This window comes from Streptomyces sp. TLI_105, assembly GCF_900105415.1.
Taxonomy (GTDB): domain Bacteria; phylum Actinomycetota; class Actinomycetes; order Streptomycetales; family Streptomycetaceae; genus Streptomyces.
On sequence record NZ_FNSM01000001.1, the window covers coordinates 362,523 to 375,283 of the forward strand.

The following is a 12,761-nucleotide window of genomic DNA, read 5'->3' on the forward strand; positions in this document are numbered from 1 at the left end:
CGCACGCCCCGGGTCCGGGACATGACGACGGTCGTACGCCAGGACTGCCGGCCGCCGTGGCCCAGGTCCTGCGGCCTGACGGGACGGTGGCCGGGACGGGCTTCCTGGTGGCCCAGGACATCCTGCTCACCTGCGCGCACGTCGTCCAGGCCGCGGAAAGCGGACCCGGTGAGCAGGTGCGGCTGGCTTTCCCCCATGCCCAGGGCGCACCCCGGATGGAGGGGCACGTCCTAGACGGACCGTGGCGTGCCCCTGAAGGGGACGACGTGGCCGTCGTCCGGCTGACCGTCGTCCCGGCGGCGGTGACGCCGCTGCCGTTGGGCTCCGCGGCGGGCTGCCGGGGCCATCGGCTGAGCTCGTTCGGTTTCCCTGCCCAGGCACCGCTGGAGGGGCACTTCGGCTACGGAGTGGCGGGGGATCTGCTGCCGGCCACCCGGAGCAGGGGCGCGCATCTGCAGCTCACGGCGGCCAACGACCTCACCACCGGCTTCAGCGGCGGGCCGGTGCTCGACGAGGTGACCGGTCTGGTCATCGGCATGATCACCGAAATCACCGCTCCCGACGCGTACGAGAGGGGGCAGGGCATCGCCTACGCCACGCCGACGCAGGTGTTGCGGGAAGTGTGGCCGGACCTGGCCGAGCAGGAGGTCTGCCCCTATCGGGGACTGGAGCCGTTCACCGAGGAGCACGCCCAGTGGTTCGAGGGCCGGCACGAGGCGCTGCGCCAGGTACTGGCGAACCTGGCCCGCCGGCAGCGGCTGACGCTGCTGCTCGGGCCGTCCGGCTCGGGCAAGTCGTCGCTGATCCGGGCCGGCGTCCTGCGGGCGCTCGCCGCGGGCGAGGTGCCGGGAAGCGACCGGTGGCCGCACGTCCTGGCCCGGCCGATGCGGGACCTGCCTGCCGAACTCGAGCGCGCGGGCCTGCCGGGAGCCGCCTCCGACGGACTCGCCGCAGCCGTGACCCGCAGGCTGACGGCCGAGGCCGCCCATCACCGCATCGTGCTGGTCATCGACCAGTTCGAGGAGTTCCTCACCCAACCGCCGGGAGGCGGGGACGACCATCGGCCGGCGGTCGCGGACCAGATCGTGGAGGCGGCCGCCACGCACTCCGGCCTCGACGTGATCCTGATCATGCGCGACGACTTCTACCCGCAGCTGGCCGCCCTGGCCCCTCGGCTGCTGGACGCCGCGATGCCGGGACTCGTCAACGTGCCCGGGACGCTGAGCCAGGCGGACCTGGAAGACATCATCACCCTGCCTGCCCGGGACGTCGGAATCCACTTCCAGCCGGGGCTGTCCGAGCAGATCGTCAGCGACGTCCTGGCCACCACTCCCGAAGGGGCCGCGGCCCGCCAGGCGCCCGTGACGGTGCTCCCGTTGCTCGAGCTGACGCTCAGCCAGCTGTGGGAGCGGCGCCACGACGGGTACCTCACCCACGATGCCTACCGGCGCATCGGGGCAGTCACCGGAAGCCTGACCACGTGGTGCGACACCGCTCTGGATCGGCTGCGTCCCGACCAGCTGCCCACCGCGCGGCGCATGCTGACCTCCCTCGTACGTCCTGCGGACCCCCGACACCAGGTACCCGCCATCCGGGCGCAGATCCCCCTCGTGGAGCTGCGCGAGCTGGCCACAGGCCCCGGCGAAGCACCTGACGGTGACACGGACGTCGACGAGGTGCTGGCCGTCCTCACCCGCCATCGCATCATCACCACCCAGACGGTTCACGACCACCACCGTCCCGACGCCCCGCCGGGGCAGCCGGTGGCCGAACTCATCCATGACGCGCTCATCCGCGACTGGGGCGCACTGCGCGAGTGGGTCGCCCAGGACCACCGTTTCCAGGAATGGCTCGACCACGCCCGGGAACGGCGTGACCGCTGGGCCGAGAAGGCCGACCCGGGAGACCTGCTCGGGGGAACGGCCCTCGCTGAGGGTCTCGACTGGTCGCAGAGGCGTCGTCTGCCGGGTGACATCGCTGCTTTTCTCACCGCGAGCAACGATCGCCAGCGGGCGGTGATCCGGCGCAGCAGACGCCTCAACATGGTCCTGGCCTCCGTGCTCGTCCTCGCGCTCGCCGCGGCGGGCGGGGCCCTGTGGCAGTGGCGCTCGGCGGTCTCCGCACGGCAGTCGGCGCTCTCCCGGCAACTCGCCGTCGAATCCAATCTGGTCATGACCTCGAACCCCGAGCTCGCCTCACTGCTGGCCGTCCAGGCCTACCGCACCAGCCCCACTCGCGAATCCTTCGAAAGCCTGCAGTCCGCCGCGGCCCTTCCGGCGCATCGGCGCCTGGCCGGTCACACCCGCGCGGTGACCTCGGTGACGTTCAGCCCCGACGGCCGCACCGCCGCCAGTGCCGGTTCCGACGGGACCGTTCGGCTGTGGGACGTCGCCACCGGCAAGAGCCGTACCACCTTGACCGGGCACTCCGACACGGTGTTCCAGGTGGCGTTCAGCCCCGACGGCCGCACCCTCGCCACCGGCAGCGCCGACCGCACGGCGCGACTCTGGGACGTGGCCACCGGTGCCACGCGTGCCACCCTGATCGCGCACGCCGCCCCAGTGAACTCGGTGGCGTTCAGCCCCGACGGCCGCACCCTCGCCACCGGCAGCGCCGACCGCACGGCGCGACTCTGGGACGTGGCCACGGGCACGACCCGCACGACGCTGGCCGGGCACAAGGACCAGGTGTACTCGGTGGCGTTCAGCCCCGACGGCCGCACCCTCGCCACCGGCAGTTGGGACACCACCGTGCGGCTGTGGGACGGGGCCAGCGGAGAGTTCCGCAAGAGCTTGGCCGAACACAAAGGACAGGTGTACTCGGTGGCCTTCGCTCCCGACGGCCGCACCCTCGCCACCGGCAGCACCGACGGGACGGCGGTGCTGTGGAACGTCCCTGCGGGCACGGTCCGCACCACGCTGGCCGGGCACGCCGGCGAGGTGCTCTCGGTGGCGTTCGGTCCCGACGGCCGCACCCTCGCCACCGGCAGCGGCGACCACAGCGTGCGGCTGTGGGACCTCGGCACCGGTGCGACGCTGGCCTCCCTGATCGGACACACCAACATGGTGTACTCGGTGGCGTTCAGCCCCGACGGCCGCACCCTCGCCACCGGCGGCCGCGACAAGACGGTACGGCTGTGGGCCTTGGGCTCCGGCAAGACGCGCACCATCTTGGCGGGACACACCGGCGGGGTGTCCGCGGTGGCGTTCAGCCCCGACGGCCGCACCCTCGCCACGGGCAGCTACGACCGCAGCGTGCTGCTGTGGGACGTGGCCACCGGCACCGCCCGCGCCACCCTGGCCGGACACACCGCCGAAGTGCAGTCGGTGGCGTTCAGCCCCGACGGCCGCACCCTCGCCACCGGCAGTACCGACCAGACCGTGCGGCTGTGGGACGTGGCCACCGGCACCGCCCGCGCCACCCTGGCCGGACACACGCACATGGTGCACGCGGTGGTGTTCAGTCCCGACGGCCGCACCCTCGCCACGGGAAGCGCCGACGGAACCGTGCGACTGTGGGATGTGAGGGCGCACGCGACTCGCGCCACGCTGATCGGACGATCCGACCAGGTGTATTCGGTGGCGTTCAGCCCTGACGGACGTACCCTGGCCGCTGCCAGTGCCGACGGGATGACCCGACTGTGGGACGTGGCTGCCCGCAAGGTTCGCAGGACCCTCACCGGCCACTCCGACCAGGTCCATTCCACGGCGTTCAGCCCCGACGGCCGCACCCTCGCCACCGGTAGCGCCGACCGCACCGCCCGGCTGTGGGACACGGCCACCGGCGCCACGCGTGCCACCCTGATCGCGCACGCCGCCCCAGTGAACTCGGTGGCGTTCAGTCCCGACGGCCGCACCCTCGCCACGGGAAGCAGCGATTGGAACATGATGCTGTGGGACACGGCCGCCGGTGCGGCCCGAGCGTTCCTGGCCGGGCACACCGGCGACGTGCTCTCGATCGCGTTCGCCCCCGAGGGACGCGCCGTCGCCACTGCGAGCCTCGACAAGACCGTGGGGCTGTGGAACGTGGAGCTCCCCCGGCCCGCCGACGCGGTGAAGAAGATCTGCGGCACCGTCAACCGCGACCTCACCCCGGAGGAACGCGCGACGTACCTGCCGGATCGTTCGGTCGACCCGGTGTGCCCCGCGGGCTGACGCGCTCCGCACCGTACGGTCCTCGACCGGCGGCCGGCGCTTCGACGTGCGCGTCACGTCGCGTGGGTGAACCATGGAAAAGGCGTGCAGCAGCCGCATGCGGGGGACGTCCGGGCAAGGGCTCCGGTTTCCAGAGGTGGCGAGCATGGACGTTTTCGATGCCGTCGTCGTCGGGTCGGGTTTCGGCGGATCCGTGACCGCGTTCCGCCTGGCCGAGGCCGGCCTGCGCGTATGTCTTCTGGAAAGGGGAAAGCCGTTCCCGCCCGGCTCTTTTCCACGTACTCCCCATGACGCCGCCAAGAACTTCTGGGATCCGGATTCCCAGCTGTACGGGATGTACGACATGTGGAGCTTCTCGAAGCTCGACGCCCTTGTGTCCAGCGGACTGGGCGGAGGCTCGTTGATCTACGCGAACGTGCTGATCCGCAAGCCGGAAAGCTGGTTCGCGCACGAGTCGTTCGACGGGGGCTACGAGGACTGGCCCGTCACACGTGCGGACCTCGATCCTCACTACGACCGCGTCGAACGCATGCTGGGTGCGCAGCGGTATCCGTTCGACGTGAAGCCCTACCAGGACACGCCGAAGACCATCGCCATGCAACAGGCGGCCTTGCGACTCGGTCTCCCGTGGGAACTCCCCCTCCTGGCCGTCTCCTTCGGAGACCCGCCGGTGCCCGGCGCTCCCATCGAGGGCGGCGAGGACAATCTGCACCACAGTCCGCGCTATACGTGCAGACTCGTCGGTGAATGCGACCTGGGCTGCAACTTCGGCAGCAAGAACAGCCTGGATTTCACCTACCTCAGCGCCGCGGACCGGCTCGGGGCGGATATCCGTCCCCTCTGTGAGGTCCGCGCGTTCGAACCGGTCCGGCATGGGTTCCGGGTCTCGTACATCGAGCACGGGGGCGCCGGCGGCGGAGATCCGCTCGCTCCTCCCGAGCGGCACACCGTCAGGACCAGGAGGCTCGTTCTCTCCGCCGGCACGTTCGGCACCACCTATCTGCTCCTGAGAAACCGCAGCGCCTTTCCTGCGCTCAGCCCGGCGCTGGGCACTCATTTCTCCGGGAACGGGGATTTCCTCGGGCTGGTGTTCAAAGCGCGGGAACGTCTTCAGGACCGCCCCGGGGAGACGGTGCCGCGCATGATGAAACCGAGTTTCGGCCCGGTCATCACGAGTGCGATGCTCAAGGATCGCAAGGAGAACGACGAGACCGACCGGGGTTTCTACATCGAGGACGCCGGCTACCCGGAATTCCTCAACTGGCTCGTCGAGGAAAACGTTCTCACCATGTCGCACAGGGTCGCGAGGTTCCTGCTGCGGCGAGGGTGGTCGCAGCTGACGAGAACCGCCAGAAGCCGCGTGGGCCGACAGCTCGGTGACGCCCTGGGCAAGGGGCTGTTCACCGCGACGTCCGCGCCGTTGCTCGGCATGGGAAGGGACGTACCCAACGGCCGCATGTTCCTCCGGGACGGACATCTGGACCTCGACTGGCATCTGGCGGCCTCCGATCGGTACTTCGACCAGATGAACGCGACCATGGAGGGCGTGTCACAGAGCCTGGGCGGCCGCTACGCCTCGAATCCCCTGTGGTGGCTCAACCGCCTCATCACCGTGCACCCCCTGGGTGGCGCGCCGATGGGGCGCAGTGGTCGGGAAGGCGTGGTGGACTCCTTCGGGCGCGTGTACGGCTATCCGGGGTTGTCGATAGCCGACGGCTCGGTGATGCCTGGTCCCGTAGGCCCGAACCCTTCGCTCACCATCGCGGCGCTGGCCGACCGGTCGGCCGACCGCATCATCGAGGATCACCGAGAGAACTCCGCGAGGCCCTCATGACGACCGGCCAGAACAGCGAGCACCGCAGCGCCTCCCCGCGCAGATCTCTCATCCTCGCCGGCGGCGGCCTGAAGGTGGCTTTCCAAGCGGGCGTTCTCCAGGTCCTGCTCGACGAGGCCGAGTTGCGATTCGACCATGTCGACGGCGCCAGCGGAGGCGTGTTCAACCTCGCGATGTACTGCCAGGGGATGTCCGGGCGCGAGATCGCGGACAACTGGCGCGATCTCTCTCCGCTGAAGGGCGTCAGCCCGAACTGGCGTGAGCTGCCGAAGGGGCCGTACGCCCGTTCCCTCTTCACGCTGGACGGCTACCGGCGCCACGTCTTCCCGGGCTGGGGGCTGGACTGGGAGAGAATCCGGGCCACCGACCGGGAGGCCACGTTCAACCTCTACAACTTCAGCGCCAACGAACTGGAAACCGTGACCGCCGACCGCATGGACGAGGACCGCTTCTGTGCGGGGGTGTCGCTGCCCATGTGGTTCCCTCCCGTCGTCATCGACGGGCAGACCTACATCGATCCGGTCTATCTGACCGACGGCAACGTCGAGGAGGCGATTCGGCGGGGCTGTGACGAACTGTGGATCATCTGGACGGTCAGCCGACGGCACCGCTGGCGGGACGGGTTCGTGGCCAACTACTTCCACATCATCGAGACGGCGGCCAACGGCCAGTTGAGGCACTGGCTGCGTCGGGTCGAGGCCAGCAACGCGGCCATCCGCGGCGGAGAGCGCGGAGAGTTCGGACGTCTCATCGACGTCAGGCTCCTGAGCGCCGAGGTCCCCCTCAACTACCTCATCAACTTCAGCAGGAACCGTTTCGCCCAGGCCGTGGAACTCGGAGTCCAGCGCGCTCGCCAGTGGTGCACGGCCCAGGGGATTCCCTGGAAGCCCGGCGCCCTTCCGGACCGCCCTGACGACCCCACCCGCATTCGCTTCACCGAACGCATGGTCGGACGCGTCACCTTCGCCGGGGACGACGTCCAGGAGGCGCCCTCGTCGGAGGGCGGAGCAACCGCCGACCTGGCCTTGCACCTGACCATCGACATCCGTGGAGTGGACCGCTTCATCGTCGATCCGGAGCATGAGGCCTCCTTGCGGGGAGAGATCGTCTGCCAGGAGCTGGGCGGGCGCCTTCCGGTGGAGGGCGGAACGTTCCAGCTGTTCGTGGAGCAGTCGGACCCGGAACACCTGCGGATGCTCTACCGGTTGTTCTTCACCGACCGAGCCGGTCATCGGCTCACGCTCAGCGGGCACAAGGACGTCAGCGAGGACTCCCGTCGTGGGATCTGGAAGGACACGTCCGTCCTCCGTACGCGCATCGTTCGTGGCCACGTCGATGCCGACGAGGAATCCGGGGCCGAGCCGGTGGCGTCGGGAGCCGTTCACATCCGCCCCACCGACTTCCTGAAGCAACTCACCACCTTCCGGGTCGAAGCGGCGACACTGCCCGGCAAGGTGACGACGCTGGGACGCTTCGGGCAGTTCTTCTTCGGCAAGCTGTGGGACGTGTACGCGCAGGACGTCCTGCCCTGGTCACCGCTGTGACCGCTCTCGGGCCGACGGAGGAGCCATCGTGGACTTCCATGAGTTGCGCAAGCAGGCGGCGGCGCTCCTGTTCACCCCGCAGGAACCGGTGCGCTGGCTGGCACCCAAGGAGCTGGCTCGCACGGCGGTCAAGGTCGGGCTGGCCGCCGTGTTCGCCAACTACTCGGACAAGCGCGAGATACAGGGCGCGCTCGAAGCCGGTCTGCTGCGGGCCCCCTTGGCGGATCCCGGCGCCGAGGACATCTGGATCGACTTCGTCGCCGACCTCGGCGACGGCTTCGAGGCGACGTGCTCGGTGGCGTCGGCTCTGGCGGCGGACCGGCTCGCCGTCGCCGGGCCCGTCTCGTGCCCTCGCGGTTCACTGCTCGTCCTCGGCGGGGACCAGGTGTACCCGGTGGCATCGGCCTCGGCGTACGAGGACCGGATGAAGGGCCCCTATCGCGCCGCGCTCCCGTCGGCACCGGACCAGCCGCTCATGGTCGCACTGCCGGGCAACCACGATTGGTACGACGGACTCACCGCGTTCCTGCGGATGTTCGCCCAAGGAACGTCCATCGGCGGCTGGGAGACCCGGCAGACCCGGAGCTACTTCGCCGTGGAGCTGCCGCAGCGCTGGTGGCTCGTCGGGCTGGACAGCCAACTCGGCTCCTACTTCGACGATCCGCAGCGACGCTACTTCGAGACCTTCCTGTCGCCGCGACTGCTGCCGGGCGACAGCGTGATCGTCTGCGCCGCCGCGCCCACGTGGGTGCAGAGCGACGAGAAGCCCGACGCCTTCAACTCCCTGCACTGGTTCGACCAGAACATCATCCGGAAGCGGTTCGACCGGGCGACCGGGCGACTCGAGGACACGGGCGCGTCCATTCGCCTGTGGCTGACCGGCGACAAGCACCACTACGCCCGTTACGCGGAACGGTTGCCCGACGACCCGACCGGATCCGGCGACGACCTGCCTCCGGACCCCCGGCGGCGCCAGATGGTGACGTGCGGCCTGGGCGGCGCGTTCCTGGCCTCCACGCACAGGCTTCCGAAGGAACTGGCGCTGCCGCCGGCCGCCTCGCGGATGCGGAAGAAGGACGACCCGCCGCCGGCGTTCGCCCTCGCGCGGCACACGTACCCCGATGCGGAGGAGTCCCGCTCGCTCGCGCGCGCGATCGCCAAGCCCTGGTCACGGTACTGGCTGCCGCGGCGCAACCCCGGCTTCGCGGTACTGGCCGGGGCGGTGCAGCTGCTGCTCGTCCTGATGATGAGTGGCACGTTCGCGCTGGCCGAAGGCAGACACAATCCCGTCGACGCCGTACGGGGGGCCGGCGGTGACGACGTGCTCGGCCTGCTCTGCACGAGTGCCGCCTTCTTCGTGCTGCCCTTCGTGTTCGGCTGGGGGAACGGGATGCTGCGCGGACGGCGGCCCAGGACACCGTCCGGTCCGATCGTCGCCGTGCTGTTCCAGCTGGCGGTCACCGCCGCGACACTCGCTGTAGCCGTCGCGGCGGCCCGGTCGGTCCCACCCACGTGGAGCAGGCTCTGGATCCTGGTCGTACTCGTGGTCGTCGCCGTTGCGCTGGGCGCGTTCCTCGGCTCCCAGATCTTCGCCCTCTGGGTGCTGTGGACGGCCCGCGGCCTCGTCGCCGACTGGCAGATGTCCGGGCAGTCCGTCGACGACCGCACGGGATTCGTACGGATGCACATCGCACCGGACGGCACGCTCACCCTCTACCCGCTGGCCCTCGACGGCACCTGCCGGGACTGGGACCTCCGCGAGGTTCCGGACACCCCGGCCGCATGGCAGCGCCCGGTACCCACGACGCCGCCGACCGTGCGGCTCGTCGAAGAGCCCGTCGTGATCGCGCGGACACGGGTGCCCGGTGCTCAGCGGCCCGGACCGCGGGCGGCCCGAACCCCCTGACGTGCGTTTCCGCACGTCGAACGGATCAGGCTTCCCGCACCGCCGGCAGACGAAGACATCTTGCGCAGCAAGAGGCGCGGAGGCCGTTTCCGGTGCACACTGGGCACCAAAGTGGCGTCGAGTCCTGTTGGGGGCCGAAAGAGTGGTCGAGTCCTGTTGGGGGCCGAAAGAGTGAACGGCGGCAGCGGCGGACGGCGCCTGTCCGGCCGCGGCTCGGCCGGGCGGGACCCGGCGGGAAGCCGCGCTGCCTGGGAGAACGTCCGGTTCCGAAGGGGCAGGGGCGTTCTGCCGCCCGACCGGTTCACCATGCGCAGTCGGCTCGCCTGGCTGAATTCCGCCACCTCCAGGATCGGTACGACCCTGGACCTGGAGCGCACCGCGCAGGAACTCGCCGAGTTCACCGTGCCCCGCTTCGCCGACGGGGCGGCCGTGGACATCCTCGAGAGCGTCCTGCGCGGCGACGAGGGGTCCCGGTGGACGGAGCCGGGCATCCCGCCCATGCGGGCCACGGCGCTGTGCGCCATCGAGGAGCTCTCCTCGCTGGAGCCGACCCCGTTGGGCGAGACCTTCGTCCACGCCGAGCAGCCCCACGAGACCCTGCTCCACCGGTACTGCCTCCGGCAGGGCAAGCCGGTCCTGCTGAGCCGTATGCGCGACGACGACTTCATACGCGTCGCGCCCACCGCGAGCGCGGCCGCCAAGATGCGGGCCGCCGGGGTGCACAGCTATCTGGCCGTGCCCCTCATCGCCCGCGGGCTGCTCCTCGGCAGCGCCGACTTCGTCCGTGCCCCCGGGACTCCCCCGTTCTCCACCACCGACCTGGCGCTGGCCGAGCAGCTGGCCTCCAAGGCGGCCGTCTTCATCGACAACGCCCGGCTGTACGGGCGCGAGCGCGAGCACGTCGTCTCCTTGCAGCGCAGCCTGCTGCCCCGCGTGACTCCGAGGACACCGGGCCTGCTGGTGCACGCCGAGTACGCGCCCGCGGCGGCCCACCACGGGGTGGGCGGGGACTGGTACGACGTGATGGCGCTGCCCGGCGGGCGGACGGCCCTCATGGTGGGCGACGTGATGGGGCACGGTCTGCCGGCCGCCGCCACCATGGGGCGGCTGCGGACCGTCGCCCGCACCCTCATGACCTTGGACACGGCCCCCGAGCGGATCCTGGCCCGGCTGGACCTGGCCACCCGCGATCTGGAGGACGAGCAGGTCGCCACCTGCCTCTGTGCCGTCTACGACCCCGCCGACTCCACGTACACGCTGGCGAGCGCCGGGCACCTGCCGCCGCTGCTCCTCGACGGGCAGGGCGCCGCCGAGTTCGTCCCGGTGCCGATCGGCGCGCCGCTGGGGGCGGGAGTGATCCCGTACGACCCGCTGCGGCTCCGCGTCCCGGACGGCTCCCACCTGGTCATGTACACGGACGGCCTGGTCAAGTCCCGTGAGGAGGACGTGGACGTCCAGCTGGACCGGCTCCGCTCGGCGGCGCTGGAGCTGACTCCCGAGGCGCTGGAGCAGGGCGGGCTGGTGGAGTGCGCTCCGGCCGCCGCCGCCCGCTTCGACGAGGCGGTGCTCCTCGTGACGGCGGACTCCCCGCTCCCGGCCGGGGATCTGCGGGTGTGGAAGCTGCCGCAGGACGGACGGGCCGCCTCGGTCGCCCGGGGCCTCGTCACCGAGCAGCTCGCCGCGTGGGGGCTTGCGGAGCTGGCGGACGTGTCCGAGCTCGTCGTCTCCGAGCTGGTCGGCAACGCGCTGCGGTACGGGAACGGCCCGGGTGAGCTGCGGTTGCTGCGGGGGGAGCGGCTCGTCGTGGAGGTCTCGGACACCGGCCCCGACCTGCCCCAGATCCAGCACGCGGACCTCAGCGACGAGGGCGGCCGGGGGCTTCAGCTCATCAACATGCTGTGCCGCAGATGGGGTTCCTGTCGCACCGTCACCGGCAAGGTGGTCTGGGCGGAACAGAACATGCCGTCCTGAGGCGCTTCGGCGGAGCCGAGGGGCGTGGGCGGGAGCATCGGCGCGGGCGCGCCGGGAAACCGGTTTCGAACGGTCCGGCGATCGAGCTCGGACCGTTCGAGACCTGTCAGCCGTGACCGGCCCGCCGGGGCGTGCCGGTCACCGCTCGTGCCGGGGTCAGCGGACGGCGAGGGCGACGATCTGGGTGACCGCCTCCTCGGCGAAGTTGTCGTCGCTGACGAGGATCAGCGACCGCTCGCCGGACGGCAGGACCGGTCCCCAGGTCATGCCTTCGGTGTTGTCGACGGTGGAGAGGCCGAGGGTGTCGAAGTCCGCGACGAGCGTCTTGCGCATCGGCACCACGGGCCGTCCCGCGAGGGATTCCCTCGCCTTCACGTCGGTCGCACCGCGCGTGGTGGCGTCGAAGAGGCGGATCTTGTAACCGGCGCCGGCGACCCAGGTCCGTTCGAGCACGAGGTAGCGGTCGGGGTCGTCGGGAAAGGCGAGGATCGACGGGACGCCGGTGTCCGGGCCCCACGGGCTGTTCGGGTCGTTCACGGCGAAGATCTTCTCGAGGGGGTACGCGAACTGCCCGAGCACCCGGCCGCCGCGCGTCTGCTTCGTCACCCGGACGAGCGCGCCGTGCTCCACGTCGGGCTCCGGGCCGTCCTGGAGCAGCGGGCCCTCGATCGCGCTGGTCAGCACCCGGCCCCGCTCGCCGAAGGTGATCGCCTCGATCGCCTGGTTCCGGCGCGGCCCGCGCTCCTCCATGGTGATCTCGTAGTTCGACGGCAGCGGCAGCTGCCCCAGGTGGGCGCCGGTGGGGCCGGCGAACTGGATGGACGGCTGGATCACCGGTCCGGTGCCGACCGCCTTGGGCCGGTCGCCCTCCTGTGCCCACCAGTAGTGGCAGCTGCGCGGGTCGACCCGGATCTCCTCGGGGTCGACGGCCTTGCCGTCCCCGGCGGTCGGCGGCGAGTAGACCGTGCCGTCGGGCTGGAGGAACGGGTGGGTGCCGGTGAAGTCGACGGAGTGCACGCCGTCCGCGTCCACGTCCAGCTTGGCGGTGTAGAAGCGGGCGGGCTGGAGGTACGAGCGGTCGTCGCTGATGAACACGTACTCGCCGGTGCACCGGTTGCGGTCGACACCGGAGAAGCCGCCGACCGTGGTGCCCTGGAAGTCGAGCTTGTGCGGAACGATTTTCTCACCGAGCAGACGCGCTTGCGCGGCGCGCTCCGACTGGTGGCCACCGCCGCCGGGTTGGGCGGCCACGGCCACCGCGGGGGCCAGCGTCGACGTCAGGAGCAGGGCCGCGGCGAGCGCCCGGCGCGTCAGGGAAGATCTCATGTTGATGATCTTGCCGTCACCCTCCG

Annotated in this window: 6 protein-coding genes; 5 read left to right on the plus strand and 1 reads right to left on the minus strand. The window is 70.8% G+C overall.

Annotation, left to right across the window (positions count from 1 at the left end; translation table 11 throughout):
* Positions 1–56: 56 nt before the first annotated feature.
* The 5 genes from BLW86_RS01885 to BLW86_RS01905 all read left to right on the plus strand — a co-directional run bounded on the left by BLW86_RS01885 (position 57) and on the right by BLW86_RS01905 (position 11,409).
* Positions 57–4,154 carry an nSTAND1 domain-containing NTPase gene (locus BLW86_RS01885; protein WP_093872373.1) on the plus strand — a complete coding sequence of 1,366 codons (4,098 nt, stop codon included), beginning with the start codon at positions 57–59 and terminating at the stop codon, positions 4,152–4,154.
* 145 nt (positions 4,155–4,299) lie between these two features.
* On the plus strand, positions 4,300–5,988 hold the full coding sequence (locus BLW86_RS01890) for a GMC oxidoreductase (protein WP_093878439.1): 1,689 nt from the start codon (positions 4,300–4,302) through the stop codon (positions 5,986–5,988).
* Positions 5,985–7,532 carry a patatin-like phospholipase family protein gene (locus BLW86_RS01895; protein ID WP_093872374.1) on the plus strand — a complete coding sequence of 516 codons (1,548 nt, stop codon included), beginning with the start codon at positions 5,985–5,987 and terminating at the stop codon, positions 7,530–7,532. Before BLW86_RS01890 ends, BLW86_RS01895 begins: the two co-directional genes overlap by 4 nt.
* A gap of 28 nt (positions 7,533–7,560) precedes the next feature.
* Complete coding sequence (locus tag BLW86_RS01900; RefSeq protein WP_093872375.1) at positions 7,561–9,438, plus strand: hypothetical protein; 1,878 nt, start codon at positions 7,561–7,563, stop codon at positions 9,436–9,438.
* A gap of 306 nt (positions 9,439–9,744) precedes the next feature.
* Entirely contained in the window at positions 9,745–11,409 is a 1,665-nt protein-coding gene (locus BLW86_RS01905) for an ATP-binding SpoIIE family protein phosphatase (protein WP_371129437.1), read from the plus strand.
* Between the two features lie 156 nt (positions 11,410–11,565).
* Here the strand turns inward: BLW86_RS01905 and BLW86_RS01910 are convergent, their stop codons facing one another.
* Positions 11,566–12,735: an esterase-like activity of phytase family protein gene (locus BLW86_RS01910; protein WP_093878440.1), complete on the minus strand. Its 1,170-nt coding sequence runs from the start codon at positions 12,733–12,735 to the stop codon at positions 11,566–11,568.
* Between the last annotated feature and the right edge of the window lie 26 nt (positions 12,736–12,761).